General features: G+C 71.7%; 31 protein-coding genes and 1 pseudogene. 29 read left to right on the top strand and 3 right to left on the bottom strand.

The window, feature by feature from the left end; all coding sequences use genetic code 11:
• Nucleotides 1-71 precede the first annotated feature (71 nt).
• A pseudogene (locus tag ACZ4UU_RS39330) lies at nucleotides 72-941 on the bottom strand (GTP-binding protein); the annotation flags it as partial.
• 36 nt (nucleotides 942-977) lie between these two features.
• Here ACZ4UU_RS39330 and ACZ4UU_RS39325 point away from each other — a divergent pair.
• Complete coding sequence (locus ACZ4UU_RS39325; protein ID WP_471908218.1) at nucleotides 978-2,531, top strand: recombinase family protein; 1,554 nt, start codon at nucleotides 978-980, stop codon at nucleotides 2,529-2,531.
• Here the strand turns inward: ACZ4UU_RS39325 and ACZ4UU_RS39320 are convergent.
• Together ACZ4UU_RS39320 and ACZ4UU_RS39315 are read right to left on the bottom strand one after the other, a co-directional pair.
• A complete protein-coding gene (locus ACZ4UU_RS39320) occupies nucleotides 2,493-3,356 on the bottom strand; it encodes a hypothetical protein (RefSeq protein WP_471908217.1) in 864 nt (287 codons plus the stop codon). The two genes, ACZ4UU_RS39325 and ACZ4UU_RS39320, sit on opposite strands and share 39 nt — an antisense overlap.
• A 148-nt stretch (nucleotides 3,357-3,504) precedes the next feature.
• Nucleotides 3,505-3,981, bottom strand: coding sequence for a helix-turn-helix domain-containing protein (locus tag ACZ4UU_RS39315; protein WP_471908216.1), 477 nt, complete (start codon nucleotides 3,979-3,981; stop codon nucleotides 3,505-3,507).
• Nucleotides 3,982-4,124: 143 nt separating this feature from the next.
• Here ACZ4UU_RS39315 and ACZ4UU_RS39310 point away from each other — a divergent pair, with 143 nt between their 5' ends.
• The 28 genes from ACZ4UU_RS39310 to ACZ4UU_RS39175 all read left to right on the top strand — a co-directional run bounded on the left by ACZ4UU_RS39310 (nucleotide 4,125) and on the right by ACZ4UU_RS39175 (nucleotide 18,908).
• Nucleotides 4,125-4,367: a helix-turn-helix transcriptional regulator gene (locus tag ACZ4UU_RS39310; protein WP_471908215.1), complete on the top strand. Its 243-nt coding sequence runs from the start codon at nucleotides 4,125-4,127 to the stop codon at nucleotides 4,365-4,367.
• Nucleotides 4,364-4,540: a hypothetical protein gene (locus tag ACZ4UU_RS39305; protein ID WP_471908214.1), complete on the top strand. Its 177-nt coding sequence runs from the start codon at nucleotides 4,364-4,366 to the stop codon at nucleotides 4,538-4,540. Before ACZ4UU_RS39310 ends, ACZ4UU_RS39305 begins: the two co-directional genes overlap by 4 nt.
• 84 nt (nucleotides 4,541-4,624) lie before the next feature.
• Nucleotides 4,625-5,902, top strand: coding sequence for a hypothetical protein (locus tag ACZ4UU_RS39300; protein ID WP_471908213.1), 1,278 nt, complete (start codon nucleotides 4,625-4,627; stop codon nucleotides 5,900-5,902).
• A complete protein-coding gene (locus tag ACZ4UU_RS39295; protein WP_471908212.1) occupies nucleotides 5,899-6,540 on the top strand; it encodes a hypothetical protein in 642 nt (213 codons plus the stop codon). Before ACZ4UU_RS39300 ends, ACZ4UU_RS39295 begins: the two co-directional genes overlap by 4 nt.
• Nucleotides 6,537-7,052, top strand: coding sequence for a hypothetical protein (locus tag ACZ4UU_RS39290; protein WP_471908211.1), 516 nt, complete (start codon nucleotides 6,537-6,539; stop codon nucleotides 7,050-7,052). The genes ACZ4UU_RS39295 and ACZ4UU_RS39290 overlap by 4 nt, the downstream gene beginning before the upstream one ends.
• Nucleotides 7,049-7,282: a hypothetical protein gene (locus ACZ4UU_RS39285; RefSeq protein WP_471908210.1), complete on the top strand. Its 234-nt coding sequence runs from the start codon at nucleotides 7,049-7,051 to the stop codon at nucleotides 7,280-7,282. The genes ACZ4UU_RS39290 and ACZ4UU_RS39285 overlap by 4 nt, the downstream gene beginning before the upstream one ends.
• Nucleotides 7,279-7,776: a hypothetical protein gene (locus tag ACZ4UU_RS39280; RefSeq protein ID WP_471908209.1), complete on the top strand. Its 498-nt coding sequence runs from the start codon at nucleotides 7,279-7,281 to the stop codon at nucleotides 7,774-7,776. The genes ACZ4UU_RS39285 and ACZ4UU_RS39280 overlap by 4 nt, the downstream gene beginning before the upstream one ends.
• Nucleotides 7,755-8,354, top strand: a complete 600-nt coding sequence (locus tag ACZ4UU_RS39275; protein WP_471908208.1) for a hypothetical protein — start codon at nucleotides 7,755-7,757, stop codon at nucleotides 8,352-8,354. The genes ACZ4UU_RS39280 and ACZ4UU_RS39275 overlap by 22 nt, the downstream gene beginning before the upstream one ends.
• Entirely contained in the window at nucleotides 8,351-8,833 is a 483-nt protein-coding gene (locus tag ACZ4UU_RS39270; RefSeq protein WP_471908207.1) for a hypothetical protein, read from the top strand. Before ACZ4UU_RS39275 ends, ACZ4UU_RS39270 begins: the two co-directional genes overlap by 4 nt.
• A 74-nt stretch (nucleotides 8,834-8,907) precedes the next feature.
• A complete protein-coding gene (locus ACZ4UU_RS39265; protein WP_471908206.1) occupies nucleotides 8,908-9,057 on the top strand; it encodes a hypothetical protein in 150 nt (49 codons plus the stop codon).
• Between the two features lie 199 nt (nucleotides 9,058-9,256).
• Entirely contained in the window at nucleotides 9,257-9,466 is a 210-nt protein-coding gene (locus ACZ4UU_RS39260; protein ID WP_471908205.1) for a hypothetical protein, read from the top strand.
• Nucleotides 9,467-9,501: 35 nt separating this feature from the next.
• Nucleotides 9,502-10,614, top strand: coding sequence for a glycosyltransferase family 2 protein (locus tag ACZ4UU_RS39255; protein WP_471908204.1), 1,113 nt, complete (start codon nucleotides 9,502-9,504; stop codon nucleotides 10,612-10,614).
• A 50-nt stretch (nucleotides 10,615-10,664) separates the two neighbouring features.
• Nucleotides 10,665-10,820, top strand: coding sequence for a hypothetical protein (locus tag ACZ4UU_RS39250; RefSeq protein ID WP_471908203.1), 156 nt, complete (start codon nucleotides 10,665-10,667; stop codon nucleotides 10,818-10,820).
• Nucleotides 10,821-10,893: 73 nt separating this feature from the next.
• Entirely contained in the window at nucleotides 10,894-11,310 is a 417-nt protein-coding gene (locus tag ACZ4UU_RS39245) for a hypothetical protein (protein ID WP_471908202.1), read from the top strand.
• Nucleotides 11,307-11,549: a hypothetical protein gene (locus tag ACZ4UU_RS39240; RefSeq protein ID WP_471908201.1), complete on the top strand. Its 243-nt coding sequence runs from the start codon at nucleotides 11,307-11,309 to the stop codon at nucleotides 11,547-11,549. The genes ACZ4UU_RS39245 and ACZ4UU_RS39240 overlap by 4 nt, the downstream gene beginning before the upstream one ends.
• Before the next feature lie 6 nt (nucleotides 11,550-11,555).
• Nucleotides 11,556-12,917 (top strand): hypothetical protein, encoded by a 1,362-nt coding sequence (locus tag ACZ4UU_RS39235; RefSeq protein WP_471908200.1) that lies wholly within the window; start codon nucleotides 11,556-11,558, stop codon nucleotides 12,915-12,917.
• A gap of 16 nt (nucleotides 12,918-12,933) precedes the next feature.
• Nucleotides 12,934-13,089 carry a hypothetical protein gene (locus tag ACZ4UU_RS39230; RefSeq protein WP_471908199.1) on the top strand — a complete coding sequence of 52 codons (156 nt, stop codon included), beginning with the start codon at nucleotides 12,934-12,936 and terminating at the stop codon, nucleotides 13,087-13,089.
• 21 nt (nucleotides 13,090-13,110) lie between these two features.
• Nucleotides 13,111-13,452, top strand: a complete 342-nt coding sequence (locus ACZ4UU_RS39225) for a hypothetical protein (RefSeq protein ID WP_471908198.1) — start codon at nucleotides 13,111-13,113, stop codon at nucleotides 13,450-13,452.
• Between the two features lie 109 nt (nucleotides 13,453-13,561).
• Nucleotides 13,562-14,188, top strand: a complete 627-nt coding sequence (locus tag ACZ4UU_RS39220; RefSeq protein WP_471908197.1) for a hypothetical protein — start codon at nucleotides 13,562-13,564, stop codon at nucleotides 14,186-14,188.
• Entirely contained in the window at nucleotides 14,185-14,397 is a 213-nt protein-coding gene (locus ACZ4UU_RS39215) for a hypothetical protein (RefSeq protein WP_471908196.1), read from the top strand. Before ACZ4UU_RS39220 ends, ACZ4UU_RS39215 begins: the two co-directional genes overlap by 4 nt.
• Complete coding sequence (locus ACZ4UU_RS39210; RefSeq protein ID WP_471908195.1) at nucleotides 14,394-14,681, top strand: hypothetical protein; 288 nt, start codon at nucleotides 14,394-14,396, stop codon at nucleotides 14,679-14,681. The genes ACZ4UU_RS39215 and ACZ4UU_RS39210 overlap by 4 nt, the downstream gene beginning before the upstream one ends.
• The gene (locus ACZ4UU_RS39205; protein ID WP_471908194.1) at nucleotides 14,678-15,568 is read left to right on the top strand and encodes a hypothetical protein; all 891 of its coding nucleotides are present in this window, start codon (nucleotides 14,678-14,680) and stop codon (nucleotides 15,566-15,568) included. Before ACZ4UU_RS39210 ends, ACZ4UU_RS39205 begins: the two co-directional genes overlap by 4 nt.
• Nucleotides 15,565-16,050 (top strand): hypothetical protein, encoded by a 486-nt coding sequence (locus ACZ4UU_RS39200; protein ID WP_471908193.1) that lies wholly within the window; start codon nucleotides 15,565-15,567, stop codon nucleotides 16,048-16,050. Before ACZ4UU_RS39205 ends, ACZ4UU_RS39200 begins: the two co-directional genes overlap by 4 nt.
• A 118-nt stretch (nucleotides 16,051-16,168) precedes the next feature.
• A complete protein-coding gene (locus tag ACZ4UU_RS39195) occupies nucleotides 16,169-16,576 on the top strand; it encodes a hypothetical protein (RefSeq protein WP_471908192.1) in 408 nt (135 codons plus the stop codon).
• The gene (locus ACZ4UU_RS39190) at nucleotides 16,569-17,285 is read left to right on the top strand and encodes a hypothetical protein (RefSeq protein WP_471908191.1); all 717 of its coding nucleotides are present in this window, start codon (nucleotides 16,569-16,571) and stop codon (nucleotides 17,283-17,285) included. Before ACZ4UU_RS39195 ends, ACZ4UU_RS39190 begins: the two co-directional genes overlap by 8 nt.
• A 20-nt stretch (nucleotides 17,286-17,305) precedes the next feature.
• Nucleotides 17,306-17,728, top strand: coding sequence for a DUF6221 family protein (locus ACZ4UU_RS39185; protein ID WP_471908190.1), 423 nt, complete (start codon nucleotides 17,306-17,308; stop codon nucleotides 17,726-17,728).
• Nucleotides 17,729-18,048: 320 nt separating this feature from the next.
• Nucleotides 18,049-18,294: a MerR family transcriptional regulator gene (locus ACZ4UU_RS39180; protein WP_471908189.1), complete on the top strand. Its 246-nt coding sequence runs from the start codon at nucleotides 18,049-18,051 to the stop codon at nucleotides 18,292-18,294.
• 185 nt (nucleotides 18,295-18,479) lie between these two features.
• Nucleotides 18,480-18,908: a hypothetical protein gene (locus ACZ4UU_RS39175; RefSeq protein ID WP_471908188.1), complete on the top strand. Its 429-nt coding sequence runs from the start codon at nucleotides 18,480-18,482 to the stop codon at nucleotides 18,906-18,908.
• Nucleotides 18,909-19,134 lie beyond the last annotated feature (226 nt).

The raw sequence follows: 19,134 nt of genomic DNA, 5'->3' as shown, positions 1-19,134 counted from the left end.
GGCTCCCTTCTCGCGCTCTGCGAGCAGGATCGGCCCACCACCAGAATAGGCGGGCCGGGCCCGAGGGGAGCTCAGTGAGCGGACACCTGGAGCGGGGCCGCCTGCTCGTGCTCGCAGGCGTCGTCGATGCCGTACGTGTCCCACGCCGGGAACGGGTCGGCGGCCGGGACGCCCTCGCCGTCCGCCATCAGGCACTCCGCCAGGGCGGCCCGGAGCGCCGGCGCCCGCAGGTGCGTGCCGATGAAGACCAGCTCCTGGGCGTACGGCGCCTCGGCGTCCCGTGCGGCGCTGGGCTCGAAGCGGGCGACGGAACCGGCCTGCGACCACAGCCCCGTCACCCGGGGACGGCTGGCCAGGGTGAAGAACCCCTTGGAGCGCAGCACCTTCCCGTACGCCCCGCTGTCGAGCTCGTCCGTGACGAAGGTCCACAGCCGCCCGGGGTGGAAGGGCGTCTCCGAGCGGAACACCGTGGACGAGATGCCGTACTCCTCGGTCTCCGGCACGTGGTCGCCGTTGAGCTCCCGCACCCAGCCCGGCGCCTGCTGGGCCCGCTCCAGGTCGAACAGCCGCGTGCCGAGCACCTCGTGGAGCGCCACGCGTCCCTGTACGGCGTCGACGATCCGCGCGGCGGGGTTCAGCCGGCCGAGCGCGGCCCGCAGCCCGTCCGCCGTGACGGCGTCCACCAGGTCGAGCTTGTTGAGCACGATGACGTCCGCGAACTCGACCTGGTCGACGAGGAGGTCGCTGACGGTGCGCTCGTCGTCCTCGTACTGGTCGAGGCCGCGCTCGACGAGCTCGTCGCCGCTGTCCAGCTCGGACAGGAAGCCCGCGGCGTCGACGACCGTGACCATGGTGTCCAGGAGGGCCAGGTCGCCGAGGGTGGCGCCGTCGTCGCGGGCGAAGGCGAAGGTGGCCGCGACCGGCATGGGTTCCCACATGCCTTGCTAGATGTGGCGATTATGTTGTGAACTCAGCGCGTGACACACCACCTGAACGGCCGGCGCCTGGTCGCGCGCGAGTATCAGCGTCTGTCCGACCCCAAGGGCGGCACGAGCCTCAAGGACCAGGGCAGCGACAACACCGCGGCGGCCGACGAGAACGACTGGGACCTTCACCCCGAGCCGTACATCGACGACGGCCTGAGCGCCTCCCGCTACGCACGCAAGCGCCGCGACGACTTCGAGCAGATGGTCGCGGACCTCAAAACCGGACCGACCGGCCGCGAGAGCCGGTTCGGCGCGGACATCCTGATGCTGTGGGAGTCCTCCCGGGGATCCCGCCGCGTGGGCGAGTGGGTCAGCTTCATCGAACTCTGCGAGGACAAGGGCGTCAGGATCTGGGTCACGACCCATGAGCGGCTGTACGACCCCGCCAACGGCCGTGACCGCAAGGCCCTGATCGACGACGCCAACGACTCGGAGTACGAGTCGTACAAGACCCACCGGCGCGTGACCCGTACCGCGGGGAATCAGGCGATGCGGGGCCGCCCGTACGGGGAAGCGCCGTACGGACTCATGCCGGTGTACGACCCGAAGACGGGCAAGTTGCAGACCTGGGCCGAGGACCCGGTGCGCTCCATCGTGGTCAGGGAGCTGTTCCGGCTGCTGGAGCTCGGGGTGCCGATGGCTGAGATAACGCGGCGCTTCAACAAGCGCGGGTACACGAACCGTTCGGGCCGCCCCTTCACCCATGAGCACCTGCGGGACATGGTGGACCGGCACTCGTACACGGGGCTGAGATCCCACAAGGGCCAGACCTACGAGGGCACGTGGGACGGCATCGTGCCCCGCGACCGTTTCTGGAGGGTGCAGCGCCTCCTCGCCGGGCGTGCCACATACCGGGGCGGGGGAACGCGGCACGAGCTCACGGCCGGCCTGCGGTGCAGCCGGTGCGACAGCCTGTTCCGCGTCATGGATGAGAACAGCGGCCGCAGGAAGGCGGCGTACCAGTGCGCCGGGGGCGCGTGCCTCGTCATCCAGAAGCAGCCCGTCGACGAACTGATCATCGGTGAGCCGGGGGACCTGGGCGTGCTGCTGGAGTTCCTCGCCCGCGACGACATCTACGACGTGCTCCGGGCACCCGGCAGCGACGACGCCACCGTGCTGAAGCTGCAGGCCGAGCTGGCCAAGGCCCGCGCCGAGCGCGACGAAATGCGTGAGGCCAAGGGCTCCACCATGGCCGAGATCCGTCTGCTCGCCAACTCCCTGCAGGCGAAGGAGGACGAGGTCGCTGAACTGGAGGCACGCGAGCGTGAGCTGACGCTGCCGTCCTCGGTCCTCACCATCATCAAGCCGGGGGCCGATGTGTGGGCGTCGTGGCAAGAGGCGACGATCGCTGCTCGCCGTGACGTCGTCCGGCTCATCCTCTCGCCGCGCTATCTCGGCTACCCGTACATCCTGCCCAGCCCCCGCACCGGGCCCAACCAGCCCGTCGCCGAACGCATCTCGTGGCGGCACGTCAAGGGTGCGATCCCCGCGCTCGCCAGGACCCCGTCACCGGCCACCGCGGACGCAGACGCCGACGTCCGCTAGCGGCCCTATGCCGGCATCTCCGCACAGCATGGCTTCCACCGCGAGTCGGCCGGTGTTCTGGGGCTGTTCGCTGCTCTCACCGTCCTCCTCGTCGCCGTCGCCTGGCCGTCCGCTGCCGCCGTTTTGATCCGGGCGGCCGTGGCCGGGCGGTGTGGATCCCTGAGGGCCGCGGCCCTGGCCCGGCGCCGTCGGCGTATGAGCGGTCGGTGAAACCGCGGTGGGGCTCGGGGAGGTGACGGAGACCGACGTGCTGGACGGGCTCGGCGACGGACTGGCCGACGGCGGGGGAGCTGTGGCCGGCGCGGACGGTGCGGGGTCGGCTGGGCCGGACGGTGCGGGCGTCGGGTTGTCCGGGGGCGGTGTGGGAGAGGGCCAGCTGGTCGCCGACGGCGCCGAGGGCTGCGGCGGTCCGGCGTGGTTGTCGGACGTCCAGGGCGTCAGCGTCAGGGTGGTCACGGCGCCGGCTGTTGCCAGGCCGCCGATGGTGGCGCCGGCCAGTCCCCGGTGTTCGCGTAGCGCCTCGCGTGCGACTGCGGTGATGGAGGCGATCGCCGCGGCGCTGGCACCGATCAGGTGCAGGTGGCCCTTCGAGCGCACCACCTTTGTCCCGTACGGCAGCTTGCGGGGTTTGTCCTCGTCGTCGCCGCTGGTGAGCTCGTCGTAGAACTCATCGAAGTACTCGTCGGCGAACCGGGCCGCGGCTTCGATCCGCTGTTCCCGGGCGGTCTCCTGCTCTGTCTTCGGCTGCTGTGTGTCCCGTCGCTGCCAGCTGTGGAGCTGGAACACGAGGACGATCGCGATGGCCAGCATGGCTCCAACTGCCATGGCCGCGACCACTTGGCCGAGATTGATCACCTCGACACCTCCCCCTGCGTGTAAAGGGCTTTCTATGTGGGGGGTGATGAACACTCTCTGCTCGCAAGGCGTCACAGGCGTGCATATATCTACGCATCGTGATCAAAGCGTTACTCGTTTAACCGGTGCGGCCGCGACGCCCTTCACTCTCCTGTTGCGCCTGCTCGGCCGCCCGCCGGCGCTCGATCTTCGCCCGCCCGCGCCGGAACGCCTCCTCGGCCTCTTCCGGCGTCAGTCCCAGCTTTTCCGCCGCGACATCGATCAGATCAGCCAGCGCGTCAAGCTCCCGCGATGACAGTGACGGGTCGGCGGCCTGCGCCGACTCGCCCTGTCCCGAGACTGCGCGACGGTCGGTGTGCGCCTTGATGGGGGTGGCGTCGCCCCCGTCAAGGATCGCCAAGACGGAGCCGGGCTCCCATTGAAGGGCCTCGTCGAGGGCTTGTGCCGTCAGCTCGGTGGGCCGGTACTCGCCCCGGCGGATGGCTCGCAATGCGGTGTACGAGATGTCAGCCGCTTCGGCCAGTTGGCGCCAGTTCATACGCAACTCAAGACGCCGGCGATTCATCGCCTCGTCCAGCCGTTCGAACGGCTTCATGCCCCGCTCCTCCGCTGCTGCCACTTTGGAACGCAACCTTACGCAAGCTAGCGCATTAAGGCTTCCCTTATCTGTGTAGCTTGCGTGAACTTACCTACCCACGCTTATTGCTTCTTACGTCTTCAGTCGCTAAGTTGCGTCTCATGCCAATTCAAGTGAGAAGCCCAGTCAAGCAGGGGCGGCTTCGGCGCGGCATGACTCTGCTGGATCTGGCCGAGAAGTGCGCAGCCGACGGCGCGCGCGTGAGCGAGTCCACGCTCAGCCGGATCGAGCGCGGGGTTCAGGTCCCGCGCCCGAAGCTGCGCAGCGTCCTGGCCAGGGTCCTTGAGCTCGACATCGAGGACTTCGACCAGCGCTCGCAGCCGGACACGGAGAGCGCGGCGTGACGCGGGAGGAGCGGCGGGCTTACGTCCGCCGGGTCGTCGATGCTGCGCCGTCGCTCACGCCGGAAGACGCCGATCTGCTGCGCGCCCTGATCCCGATGGGCGCCCGCCGTACGGCAGTGCCCGCGCCCGATGCCCGCTCGCGCCGCCCTGCCGCCCGTACGGCGGCCGCCTGACCCAAAGAGAACGGGGCCGCGCCCGGCTGGTCCCCGGTGCACGACCCCTCGGCACACCTCAACCAACACGAATCGAGGTCACCCGTGACTGCATCATCCCAGACTCCGCCCGGAGCTCTGCCCCCGGAAGTCCCGTACGACCCGCGCCCCTTGCAGGCTGCCGTCACCTCCTACACCGGAGTGATCCCGGCACCCGCGGGCCCGGCAGCGCCCGTCGTGACCTCCCTGCAGGCCGCGACCGGCGTCCTCGGCGCCGCGATGGAACAGGGACACACCGCCCCCGCCGAACTCGCCCAGGCCGAGCACGACGCCGGCATCCTCTTCGACCCGCAGCGCGCCAAGGACATCGCGGACGCCGCCCGCGAGCAGGCACGCGCCGAGTACGCCGCCGAGATCACGGCACTGCGCGAGGAGGTCACCCAGCGCGGCGAACAGGTGGCGGTGATGACCGACCGCGCACGCAACCTGAAGACCGCCCTCGCCGAACGCAAGCGCACCCTGGAAGCCATCCTCCGCCTGTGCGAGGGACGCCCCGCCACCCACCACCTCCCGGTGGGCGCGATCCTCGACGCCGCCGCCCACGCCCGCACCCCCTACGACACCGCCCCCATGACCCTGTCGTGGAAGCGCAGCGCCCAGGTGCCGCAGCCCGGGGACGCGGATCAGATGGCGATCGTCGAGTGCGAGAGCGTCCACGGCGGCCGCGCCGACCTCGTCCTGTCCGCCGAGGAACGCCGCGCCCTCGCGAGCCTGCTGCAGCTCGAGGTCCGCGACATCCACGCCCCTTGCCCCACCGATGGTTGCGGCACCGTCGACGACTACGACGCCTCCGACCCGTCCCTGTTCGGCTGGTCCCGCCTGCAGGTCGCATCCCTGGGGGATGAGCCCCGCTGGTACTGCAGCGACATGTGCGTTGTCGACGCGCTCGCCCGCGCCGGCCACGAACTCGCCGCCGACGACCAGGCCGCCGCCATCGACCCCGACGAGCAGGTGCCCTACCTCCTCGCCGAGGACATCGCACCCGTCGAGGAGGCGCCCGGGTTCTGCCGGAACAAGAGCCCCTACGGCCGTCGTTGCGACCTCCCCACCGGGCACGACGGTGACCACGCCATGGCCGATGGCGCGGGCGGTCACTTCGGCTGGCCTGCCTCCAGCTGTACGACGACAACCGCCGAGGACGTCACGACCGTCCAGGAGACGGACGAGGCGCGCTGCCACCGCTGCGGCTGCACCGAGAACACCCCCTGCGAGGGCGGCTGCCTCTGGGCGCCCAACAACCAGAACATCGACCTCTGCACCCAGTGCGTGACCCCGGAAGAGCTCGTCTACGCCGTCCGCGTGACCGAGGGCGGTGGCCTGTGACGACCGTCCAGAGCACCTATCTGGGCTGGGAGCAGCCGGGGCACAAGGCGGGCTGCAAGAAGCCCGCGTGGTCGGTGGACTACCGCACGGACCCCGAGGAGTTCCGCTACCGGTACAACGGCGGCGACGCCAACCCCCACAAATGCCCGAACGAGGACTGCGGGCACAGCGACCGGTACCCGCGCACGACGGTCCGCGTGGTGTGCACCTCGTGCCAGGCCGCGATCGTCATCGTCGGCGAGCACGGCTCCACGAGCCGGGGCACGACGGCGACCACGACGCGCGGCTACGGTCTGCCGCCCCGCCGCCTGGCCGGTCTGCTGCTGTGGCCGGGCGAGCCGTTCCTCGACTTCGGCCGCCTGGGCAGTGACGAGCCGTACGACTTCCTCGTCACCCGGCCCGGGGTCAAGGCGGTCACCCGCGCGGACGTGGTCGGCGTGATCATGCAGACGCGCGGCAAGCGCGGCGGCGTGACCTGGTCGGCGGCGACCGACCCGCGCGACAGCAAGTACCTGCGGGGCCGGATCGACTGGGCCCGCAACAGCGGCGACGACGCAACGCTGCGGTCGGTGACCGCGGCCGCGAAGTGGGTCGCCGCCCAGCTGCCCCCCGCCGAGGCCGAGGGGCGTGCGCGGTGAGCGCCGCCGAGCAGAACCTGCGCCAGGCCGGCGCCTCCGGGAAGAGCACCCTCGATAGCGGCCGGCTGTCTGTGGGCGATGCCACCCGGGCGCTGAGCCTGCCGCAGCTGCCGTACGGCGACGCCGTGTACGCCGAGCTCGCCGCCCACGGTCTCGCGCCCGAGTTCCTCGAGACCGGGTTACGGGGTAAGCCGGGGCTGCCGGAGCTGTACTTCCGGCTGGTCTGGACGCCGGGTCACCCGGTCCTCGACGACGCGGTGGAGCCGTACGGGCTGACGCTGGCCTGGTCGCACGTCACGGGCTGGAGTGCGCACGACTGCGAGGGCGGTCACATCCTCCTCGACCTGAACGTCCTGGCCGCCCCGAAGGTCGTCAAGGAGGCCGCCGAACACCTGGCCCGTCACCACCTCGACGACGCGTGGGAGCCCTCGGACCGCACGGCCCGGTGGGAGCACGCCGTCTACCTGGACATCGCCCTCTGCCATTTCGACGAGCGGGAGGTGACCTGGTGATCTGGCTGCTGATCTTCGCCGCCGCCGTTGCCGCGTTCTGCGTGTGCGTGGTGCTCGAGCACCTGCTGTTCGAGCGGCGCCAGCCCCCGCCCGCCGTCCTGCACGTGAAGCCCGCCACGGCGCCGCAGCTGCCCACCGCGGCCCGGTGGGGGCACGCCGACCTGATCCACACCCGCCTGCCCGGCCCTCCTGGCCCGGGCCGCCACCGCCGAGATGGAGGCACCGCATGAACCGCGCCGACACCATCGCCGCCGTCCTGCGCCGCCCTGTCCTTCAGCGGCCGGTCCTCGCGCACGAGTTGCGCGGCCGCCTGGTCCAGGGCCTTGGCCCGGGCTCGACGGTGGCGGAGTGGACGGCGACCGTGCCGCAGCTCGCCGACGCCGTCGACACCGCGCTCACGGTCATGGACGCGGCCACCGCCGGCGCCATGGCCGGAAGCCTCCCGGCCGGTCACGCCCTGGTCATCGAGAACCGCGGCCCCGACCTGGTCGGCACCTGCCAGTGCGGCCGCCCCCTGGGCCGTATCCGCCCGGGCACCCGCCTGGACGCGCTCGCCGTGCCGTGGATCGCGCACACCACCCAGGCCCTGGCCGCGGCCGCCATCCACGCGAGCGCCTGCCCCTTCCCCGCACTCCGGGCGGGCGGGACGTGCCCTGACAACCGTCCCGCCCGCCCGGGCACCAACCACCCAAGGAATCGAACATGCGTCGCACCGAGGCGTTGAAGATCATCACCCGCGTCCTCAAGCAGCCCGTCGAGAACGTGCCCGCCGCCGACCTGATCTACGGCCGCGCACTGGCCCACATCGAGAGCCCCACCCCCGAGGCGCCCAAGCCGTGGGCGATGCAGGTGGACATGCTCGCGCTGAAGATCGCCGACCAGCTCCCGCTCACCGACGACACCGAGCAGCAGAGCCCGCTCGCCCAGGCCGAGGACGCCAAGCGCGCCCGGGACCTCGTCGGCGAGGTCGGCATCCTGATGTCGGCCGGCGTCGACCTCGAGTCCGCGCCCTGGCACCCGGTACGCCCCGGCGACCTGGTCCACGTCCACCACGAGGCCGGCTCCTTGGCCGAAGCGTTCGGTGAGACGTACATCGTCGCCGCGGGCGCCCACGGCTTCCTGTCCATGCAGCTGCTCGCCCACACCCTGCCCGAGGACACCGAGTTCCTCGACGGCATGGTCGGCTGCTTCGCCGCCGAGGACGCCCCGGACCCGCTCATGGAGCTGTGGTTCGAGGCTGGCCCGCACGCGCTGACCATCGTCCGTGACGGCCGCCCCGTCCACATCGGGCCCGGGCAGTGAGCGGCGTCGACGAGCACGCCGAGGCGCACCGGCTGAAGACGGAACTCGGCTACGGGGCGCGCCGTATCGGCAAGGAGCTCGGGATCAGCCGGTACGCGGCCGAGCAGCTGCTGGCGCGGCCGCTGGCTCAGCCGGTGGCCGAGGCGACCGGTGTGGTGGCTGAGCCGGTGGCTGAAGTGGCCGACCAGGAACGGCCGGTGGCCGCCAGGGTGGCCAGCCACCTCGACGTCCTGGTCGGCCAGGCCCCGGCCAGGCCGCGCCGCCTGGTCGTCGACCTGGACGACTTCCCGGGCCTGGCCGAGGACTTGGCGCTGCTGGAAGAGACCGGCGCGGCCGCGGCTGAGGTCATCAACTTCGCCGTCGACCGGCTCGCGACCGCCTACCGCACCGCCCGCGGCCGCGGCCTGCTGCGCCGTGGCCAGGCCTTCGACGTGATCGAGATGCGGCTGAAGCCGTCGGCCGTCCGGCCGGCCGCCTGATGACCGGGCCGTCCGCCCCGTTGTTGGAGGCGGGGCGGGCGGCCCACCTCGAACGACTACCCCGGAGGTGGCTGGTGCTGATCCGCGCTTACGCCGTGCTGATGGCTCTCGCGCTCGCCGCGCTGCTGCTGTCCGCGTCCTGCGGCAGTCCGCCTCCGGGAGCCGTGCCCCGGCCGTCCCCGAACGCGCCGCCGGTCGCCCCGGCTGACGGCGGCCGGCCGTGACGGGCAGACCTGGCCCGGCCAGGCGCCATCAGTGCGACGTGCCGTGGTGGCCGCACGACCTGACCTACGCCCGCCCGTACCCGTGCGGCTGGCGCTGTGACCGCCACAGCCCGTGGGCACTGGCCGGGCGGCCGCCGCCCGAGCCGGGCCCCGGCTGGCCATCGCGCCGCACACCCACCACCCCGGCAGGAGATTCCTGATGACGCACAAGGACATCCCGGCGCTGATACGGGCCCTGACCGATCAGGGGTTCACCGTCGAGGCCAAGACCGGCCGCTCGCACCGCCGTTGCAAGGTCACCTCGCCCTCCGGCCAGGTCGTGATCATGCCCGCGCCCGGGGTGCGGACCAACGCCCGCGCACTCCTGAACGCCCGGGCCGCACTGCGGCGCATCGGCGCCGACCTCTGACCACCCCGCACCCACCTGACCCGAGGACACACCAGATGCACACCACTGACACCTTGCAGCTGCGCCAGGTCGTCATACCGATGCCCGGCCGGCCGCGGATCGTCGCGTTGATCCCGGCCCGGAACGAGCACGAGCGGATCGCCGCGGCGGTCGCCGGGCTTCAGGCGCAGACCCGCACCCCGGACGAGATCATCGCGGTCACGAACAACTGCACCGACGACGGCGCCACCCGCGAGACGGCCCGTGACGCCGGCGCCTGGGTCCTGGACCTGCACGGCATCGAGGGGAAGAAGGCCGGCGCCCTGAACCACGCCCTGGACGAGGTCCTGCCCGGGCTCGGGGATGACGACCTGGTCCTCATCCAGGACGCCGACACCGTCCTGAACCCCGGCTTCGTCGAGCACGCCGCCGCGGCGATGAAGCGCCGCGTGGGCGCGGTCGGCGGCGTCTTCTACGGCGAGGACGGCGCAGGCCTGCTGGGCCAGCTGCAGCGCATGGAGTACCAGCGCTACGCCTGGGAGATCGGCCGCCGCGGCGGCCGCGCCACCGTCCTGACCGGCACCGCAACCCTGTTCCGGGTGCGTGTGCTGCGGGAGCTCAAGGCCGCCCGTCAGGCGGGCCGTCTGCCCGGCGGTGCCTCGTACTACACGCTCGCCTCCCTCACGGAGGACGACGAGATCACCAAGGCCGTGAAGACGCTCGGTTACCGCACGATGAGCCCGGCCGCGTGCACGGTCACGACCGAAGTCATGCCGACGCTGGGCAAGTTGTGGCAGCAGCGGATGCGGTGGCAGCGCGGCGCCCTGGAGAACCTGCGCACCTACGGCCTGACGAAGGTCACGGCCCGCTACTTCGGGCAGCAGCTGATGATGGGGCTCGGCGCCCTCGCGTTCGCCCTCTACCTGTGGCTCACCGCCTGGCAGTTGCTGCTCTTCGGCCGCCTGGAGTTCTCGCCGTTCTGGACCGCCATCGGGATGGTCTTCGTCGTCGAGAAGGTCGTCTCCATCTGGGCCATGGGCTGGAGAGCCCGCCTCCTGGCCGCGCTCCTGGTCCTCGAGCTCGTCTACGACCTGTTCCAGCACGCGGTCTATTTCCGCGCCCTCATTGACCTCGCGCTGCGGCGCGAGGAGCGCTGGACCGCCACCTGATCCAGCGTTCCACCTCATCAGGAAACCCACACAGAAAGGCAGTTCAACACATGTACGGAGTCATCGGCAGCGGATCCGTCGCCACCGGCGCACTGGCTGCGACGGGAGCCGGGTTCAACACCCTCACGTCCGTCGTCGCCGCCACCACGCTGTTCGCGGCCGGCCTCGCGCTGCTGAAGCTCGCCCCGCGCCGCCGCCGCGGCTGACGTCCCATCCACCGCCGGGCCCCGCCCCCGCCGGGGCCCGGCATCCCGCAGCGACCACAACCGGGAGACCTCCATGGAGACCAGACCCGTACCGACCCCCGCCGTCCTCGCAGCCACCCGCCGCCCCCCGGCCAGCCGTCCGGCGGACACGCCCCCGTACGACCGCCGCCTCTGGGAGAGCGCCGTCCAGGCCGACACCAGCCTGTTCTACGCGCCCCGGCTGCTCGCGCTCGTCCTGGCCCACCACGCCGGTGCGGACGGCTACCTGCCCGCCGGCGGAATCCAGCACATCGGCGAACTGGCCCGTCTCACCGGGCTGCCACAGAAATCGGTCAAGCTCTCCCTGCGCGACCTGGACAGGGCCGGGATGCTGCAGCGGCCTCCCGCGACCCCCGGCCAGCAGACCCACGTGGCGCGCCCGATCACCCTCACCCTCCCGGCGGCCGCCGTCACGGAGCGGGTGCCTCCCAGTACGGGCGAGCCACGGTGAGCGGCCACGAGCAGCAGTTATCGCTGCTGCCCTCCGACCCGCCGCGCTGGGGCGGCCCGGCCGCCGCCGCGGTGGAGCCGATCCGCACCCAGGGCCGCACCGAGTACGCCGTGCACTGCAACGGCGAAGGCGGATGCGGCTCCTTCCACCGGCACATCTTCCCCGGCATCCGCACCGGCCCGTGCGGCGCCACCTACACCGTCCCCGACGGCGACCAGGTCGCCGATGACACCAGCTAGGACCCCGTGCACCGTCTGCCTGAGCCCGCCTCCGAGCCCCGCCACCGTGGCGGGGCCGGTCGTGGTGGGCGCGGGCAGTGGGTGAAGTACCCGCTGCGTGTCGTCGTCGACGCCGACGCGTACGCCCCCGGGGACACGAACTTCTACGGGAAGGTCAAGGCCCTCTCACACGGGCGCCCGGCAACCGCGTCCATGGAGAAGATCGCCGCCTTCCTCGGCTGGTCGAAGTCGAGCGGCGAGCGCTCGGCCCGCCGTCTGCGAACGCCTGCGCCGACGGACGGTGTGCAGGAACTTTTCACCAAGCGCAAGACCCACAAGATCACCGGTACCGGGCAGACCGCCGAGCGGTGGTGCCGCGACATCGACAAGGGCGAGGCGCACGTGTGGGGGCCGGTCCTGGCCGTCGACACGCTGCGCCCGCTCCTGCACCGCCTCTACCTCGGCCTGCGCTACGCCGTCCTCGTCAAGGGCCACCAGCCCACCCTGACCGAACTCGCGCAGCTGCTGCGCCACCACGGCGGCAAGCTCGCCGGGCAGCCGCTCGCCGAGGCCTCCGTGGCGCGCCTCCTGGACGAGCTCCAGGCGCTCGGCTGGATCACCCTCGACAAACGCGCCGGCTACCGAGGCCGCCACGCCATCACCGTCCACGACGACCCCGTCCGCCCCGTCACCGAGGACACCCCGACTCCTGATCCTGGTGACGGATCGGGTCCCGATCTTGGTGACGGATCCCCCGCGTATAAGGAAGACCTACAACTGAACGACCGGAGAAGCACGCACGAGCGTGGTTCTTTCCGCCGTAGGCGAGATGACCGTAAGTGGGTCACCCCGCCTGTGGGTACCAGCGGTAACACACCGGACGTGCCCCCGGCCCTCCGAGGCCGTGTGCGCCCCTGTGCGCCCCCCGCGTACGCCGGACCCCAGCTGACCCTCAGCCCACGCGTCTGGGCCGTCCTGGCCCCCGTAGCCGATCTCCTGCCCGCCTGCACGGACTTCGCCGTACGCCGCATCGCCCGCGAGATCGGCCGCCAGCTCGATGACGGGATTCTCGCCGAGGACATTCGCGACTCCATCCGCACCCTGCGCGCCTGGACCATACGCGAGGACATCCGCGACCCCGCCGCATGGATCCTCGGCGCCGCCCTGCCCGCCCGCCCGGGCCACTGCGGCACCACCGACTGCGTCCGCGGCTACCAGCGCTACACCCACGCCCCCTGCAAGGCCTGCGCCGAGCTCGCCGCCGACCGTGCCCGCACCGCCCACCCACCACATACCAAGCCCTGGCACGAATGCGCCCACTGCCGCGCACCCTCCCGCACCCCACTCACCCACGACCTCTGCGCCACCTGCAGACCCACCGGAACCTGACCGAAAGGCCACCACCATGCCGCTCTTCCTTCTCGGCGTCGCCCTCGGCGGCATCTCCGGAGGCGTCACCTACGCACTCACTACCGACGGACAACTCGCCGCGATCCTCGGCGTGATCGCCACCGTCCTCACATGGCTCGGCATCGCCACCGTGATCTTCGCCAACGACTGACCACCGAAAGGACCCGATGCAATGCCCTACCCGACCCCACGCCCGCCCGCCCCCAACGGGCCCGCCACCTGCCCCAGATGCCACGCCCCGGTCATCTGGTGCACCACCACCAACCAGCGCGCCCAGATGGTCGACCGCGACCGCAACCCCGACGGCAACCAAGCCGTACGCCAGGACCACACCGGCCGCTGGCTCGTACGACAACTCACCAAGGACCGCCCCACAGTGGAGGGCGCCGAGGCCCTCCACATGCCCCACGTGGCCACCTGCGCCGTGCCCGCCCCGCCCGGCTCACCGGCCCGCAGGCGCATGTCCGCCGCCCGCGTCCGTACCGGCGTACGCCCCGTCAGGTGGCAGCGATGACCCACCTCCTGCCCGCATGGCTCCGCGCCTGGCGCTGCCGCTCCTGCGGCAACCGCCACGACGCCGTGCTGTCCATCTGCCCCTACACCGACATCCCCCGGGAGCTGCCGTGACCGCCGTACGCGCCGACGTCGCCGACATGCTCCAAGCGGGCGCCACCGTCGAGGAGATCAAGCAGCAGCTGCACGTCAGCAGCTACACCGTCATCCGCACCCGGCGCGCCCTGAACATCCCCGTCCCCGCAGGCCGCGCCAAGCGCAGCCGCGCCCAACTCGCCGCCATCGAGGACCAGGCCGTCGCCATGCTCCGCGCCGGCGCCACCCACGCCGAGATCTACAACGCGCTCCGGCTCAGCCCCAACCGCGTGTGCGAGCTGCGCAAGATCCACGGCATCCCGGTCCCTGACCACCACAACGCCTGGGCCGCCCGACGACTCACCATCGACCAGGCATTCACCCGGCACACCAAGCCCGACACCGTCGGCGGCCACCTGCTGTGGACCGGGCCCCGCGCCGGCCGCGGCTTCCCCCTGACCGCCTCCGGCCGCACCCACAACGCCCGCGCCATCGCCTTCGAAAAGCACCACGGCCGCGAACCCGAAGGCCGCCTACAACGCACCACGGACTGCGACCACCCCGACTGCATCGCCGGCGCCCACCACACCGACAACCGCATCCGCCAGGCCCACGCCCGCGCAGACAAGGCCTACACCGCCATCTTCGGAGACCCCGCATGAACCCCGTCACCCCGAGCGGCCCCGTGCCCAGCCGTCGCGCCATAGCGACCACCGCCGCCGTCACGCTCATCGCCATCGCCTCCACCCTCGCAGCCGCGCTACGAGACGAGTGGATGTGGACCGTCCTCGGCGCCACCGTCACCGTCCTCCTCAGCCTCGAGTGCATCCGCGACATCAACGACCGCCGCCGAGGACACCGGGCACGATGACCCCCGACCAGACCCTCACCGTCGCCGCCCTCGGGGGCCTCATCGCCCTCCTCGGCCTGGCCGTCCTCCTCGGCCTCCTCGCCGCCGTCTACACCGCCGTATGCCGCGCCATCGACACCCGCAACGACCGCCAGGCACGCCACGCCGCCCGCACCCAGCACACCGCAGCGATCGACGACACCGTCACCCACGCCCTCAACGAGGCCTGCTGCGAGACCTGGTGGACATCCACCGCCACCCGCCACGACCCCAACTGCCCCAACCAGACCAGGAAGCACCAATGACCTACCAGTACACCGACCCCGACGGCGACCAGATGCACATCAGCCCCGGCCTCACCGACGCCGCGACTGGCCAGCCCATCCTCAGCGTCGACGTCGTCACGATCACCACGCAGCGCCGTCGTGACAGCCAAACGGCCTCCGTCTACGTCCCCGTCAGCCAGGTCGAGGACATCGTCGACGGCCTCCGCCGCGTCCGCCGCCAGGCCGTCGGCGGACACCCCGGCATCCGGCCCCTCCACCCCAACGAGCAGGACGCGCCCGTCGACTGGCAGGCAATCGCCCGAGACCGCGAGCGCGAGCTGAAGACCGCCGGGGAGGCCACGCAGCGAGCCGAGGGCGCCATCGCCCGCGTCCGCGCCTACGCCACCCACCTCTACGAGAACGGCAACACCAGGCACGCACAGGACGGGCTCCACTTCCTCGCACTCATTGCCGACGAGCCCGAGCACACCCTCATCGACGACAAGGGCCGCATCCGCGAAGCCCTTGACGGGCCCGCGCCCGGCCCACGCACACCCGCGCTGCGCGAACTGCTCGCCGAAGCCACGCGCGCGCACCAGCTCAGCACCGACAGAGACCAGGCCGATGCCGACGGCCGTATGCCCTGTGTCTGCGGAAACTGGCGCGAGCCCGGCCCCATGGACGGCGGCGAGTACGACTGGGACAGCCACATGGCGGACGTCGTGTCAGCCGTGATCCTGCCAACCACCCGCCTCACCGCCGAACTCCACAAGAGCGCCGAGGCCGACGTACAGCGCGTCACCGCCCTGTACGAGCAGTGGGTGAAGGCCGGCCCCCCGCCCCTCGGAACCTCCATGTCCCGCTGGTGGGACGCCCGCCTCGCCGAACTGCGCGAAGCGATCCTCCCGACCGAGGAGGGCCGGTGAGCGGCGACCTGCTGATCCTGCTGTGGAAATGCCCGTTCTGCCTCGGCGGCCTGGTCGGAGCCACCGAGGGCGGCACGGAACGCTGTCACCACTGCTCAGGTGTCGGCCTCACCGACGACCCGTGCGGCGACGCCGAACGCGCCCCACGCCCGCCCGGCGTCATGCGCACCCCCTGCGCGGACTGCGCATTCCGGCCCGGCTCGCCCGAGCTCGAGGCCAACGGCGCCCAGCTACCCGAGCAAGAGCCCTTCTACTGCCACCAGGGCCTCCCCGTGAACGCCTCCGGCCAGTACACGCCCGTTGCGACGTTCCGCGGCCTCCCGCTCGGCGCCATGGTGTGCGCCGGCTGGTGGGCGCTGCGCACCGGCGAGCAGCTGCCCACCAAGGCCTACCGCGAGATCCCCGTGACCGAGGACGAGGTCGAGAAGCGCTGGGGCACCAAGCCCTACGCACTCCGCGAACCGGCCCCCGAAGAAGCGTGAGCCTCGCGCGCGCACGCGCGCCTGCGTTTCGCGCGCGCAATCGCAGGCGCGCGTGCGCGCGAGACACCACCCCTACCCGCCAGTACGAATGCCCGTCGCCCACCGACCGGAGACACCAGTGACCGAACGCTTCGAGATCATCCGGCCCCGTAACCTCTTCCTCGTCGGCAACACCGGCGTCCAGATCGCCCAAGACGCCAGCTGCGAGCACGGACAGCGCGCCATCGCCGTATCCCTGCTCGGCCGGCACCTCTCCCAGGACGGCCCCACCAAGCGCCTCGACACGGTCCTGCCGCGCTGCGTGATCGCACAACTCCTCGGCACCATCCAGGCCCAGATCAGCCACGACGAAGGCGACGGCGCCCTGCAGGCATTCCTCGACGACGTCGCCCAGCAGGCCGAGCGCTCCCGCATGGCCATGGAACGACTGCACGCCCAGGGCCGCGACTGCTGCGAAGCCGCCTTCCGCACCGGCGGCCGCGAACACACCTGCCGCAGCCACGACGCTGGAGCCGACCGTGAGTAACTGCGCCATCTGCCCCCGCACCGCCCCCGACGGCCACCACGCCTGCCCGCTCTGCGCCGCCGAGCTGCGCGAGTGGCTCGCCGAACTCCCCAGACAGGCCAAGCTCCTCGGCGCCTTCATCACGCCCGGCTCACGCCCGCCCACCGGACGCATCGGCGGCACCGGCCGCGCCCACGCCCCCATCCCCGTCGACCTCCGCGTCCTCAACCTCCTCGTCGGCCCGGGCCGCTACGACCCGCGCCCTGGCAGCGACGACGAGGGTGAGCCGCCCATCAGCGCCGTCCTCGGCGCCTGGGCCGGCCACATCACCTACCACTACCCCGCCACCACCCGCGACGCCCACGGCACCGCCCACACCATGCCCTGCCAGCAGGCCTGGCCCGCCAAGGGCGAGACCATCACCGGCTGGTGCAAATGGCTCACGGCCTACCTGCCGTTCACGCTCACCCTGCCGCTCGTCACCGACTTCCACGACCAGCTCGGCGACCTCATCCACCGCATCCGCGACCTCACCCACGCCGTACCCCACCGCCACCACTACGCCGCCCCCTGCCCCGCCTGCAAGGCCTTCGGGCTGGCGTCCGTCGACGGCCAGGACGGCATCACCTGCACCGTGTGCGGCCACCACCTCAGCCACGCCGACTACGACCAGCACGCCGCACAAGTCCTGCGCGCCCACCAGACCGCCACCGACGATGCAGCCGCCTGACCATGCGGAAGGATGAACCCATGGACGACCTGGTGCAGTGGCTGCGCGCCCAGCTCGACGAGGACGAGAGGATCGCGCGGGCCGCCGCCCAGGACACGGGCCCAGACTGGTACTACAACGACGGCTTCGTGTTCTCGCGGCGCGGCGCGCTACCTCAGGAACTCGTCGAGCGATCCGAGTTCATCGCAGCGTTCCCGCTCCAGGACTTCCTGGAGCAGGGGCGTGGCGAACACGTCGCCCATCACGATCCTGCTCGGGTGCTGCGCGATATCGAAGCCGACCGAGCCCTACTGGCCGCGTACGAAGCCGTCGCGGACCTGGACACCGAGGACCCCGAGCCGGAGTTTGCGTACGGTCGCGCAGCCGGGCTGGGGGAGGCCGCGCGATACCTCGCGCTGCGGTACGCGGACCGGCCCGGCTACCGCGACGAGTGGCGGCCCTGAACTCGCCCCGTGTGACACTGGGTTCGCCGCTCAGACCCGACTGAGTCGGGGCTTCACACTGGCCCGCCACACATCCGTTGTGTGGCGGGCCGCGGCGTTCCTGCTGGACAAGATCCCTCACGTAGCGCAACACTCTTGCCAGCGCCACACGTATGCCCAGCTGAGGAAGTAACGGGATGCTCTCGCGCCTACTCGAACGCCTACGCGTGCATCACCGCTCGGACCGGGCACGGCGCCGCCGCCCCCAATGCCGATGCGGCCGCCTCCACCCCGGCCCACGCAGGCCGTAGGCCAGGACATCAGGGCGGGGGTGGCCACAGGTGACCGACGAGCTCTACACCGCCCCCGCGGCCGCCGACCTCGCCACCACATGGCGCCGCCTCGTCTCCGCCGGCGCGGCCGCCGTCACCCCCGCCACCATCCGCTCCTGGGCCCACCGCGGCCACCTCGAAGCCGCAGGCCTCGACGAGCAGGGCCACCCCGTCTACGCCCGGACCGACATCGCACGCGCCGAACAAGTCACCCGCGCCCGCGCCCTCCGCCTCGTCGGCATCGGCGCCCCTTGACACCCGCTGCCTGGCGATGGGACGGAGAGTCTCCCCCGTGGGGGCCCCGAACGGGGCGCCTCACCAGGTGTGCGCGCAGCGCCCGGGCAGCGGGGCCGAACACCCCGTCACAACTCCGCCACAGCACCGTCACAAGCGCCCCATATGCGCCCGTAGGCGGGAGCTCGGCCGCCACGGTGCACGGCATGCGAACACGACACCTCACTGCCCTGGCCACGCTCGCCGCGGCCGCGCTCCTCGCCGCCTGCAGCAGCACCCCCGAGGCGAACGACCCGATGCCCACGGCATCCGCCCCCGAACTCACCGACGAGCAGCGCGCCAGCATCCGCGAAGCCGCCGGCCTGCCGCCCACCCCGAACCCCACGGACTGGGCCGCCTACATCAAGGCCCTCGACGCCGTGGACCCCGACATCGTCCACGGCAAGGAAGAGAAGGCCATCTCACGCGGCATCGACACCTGCAGCGGCATCAAGCGCTATCCGGGCGACACCGCCAAGCAGGCCAAGACCGCCGCCCAGCGCTTCACCTCGCCCGACCACCCCGAGGGACGCGACACGACCACCGGCGAGAAGATCCTCAACGCCGCGCACAAGCACATCTGCCCCACCTACTGACTCGCATCCACGCACACACGCGGCCCCGTACCCGCCAGGTACGGGGCCGCCACCATGACCACCCAGGGCGGGGTGGAGGGGAGGGCGTCGGGGGGGGGGGGGGGGGGGGGGGGGGGGGGAGAAAAGAAGAAAAAAAAAAAAAAAAACTAAAAACCCCCCACCAAAGAAGAAAAAAAAAAAAAACCCCAGAACAAAAGGGGGGGGAAATGAGAGGGAGTGGGGTGAA

The sequence above is a fragment of the Streptomyces sp. NPDC028907 genome (assembly GCF_055564995.1).
Note: the sequence above shows the minus strand (reverse complement) of the source record. Positions and strands in the feature narration are given on the sequence as shown.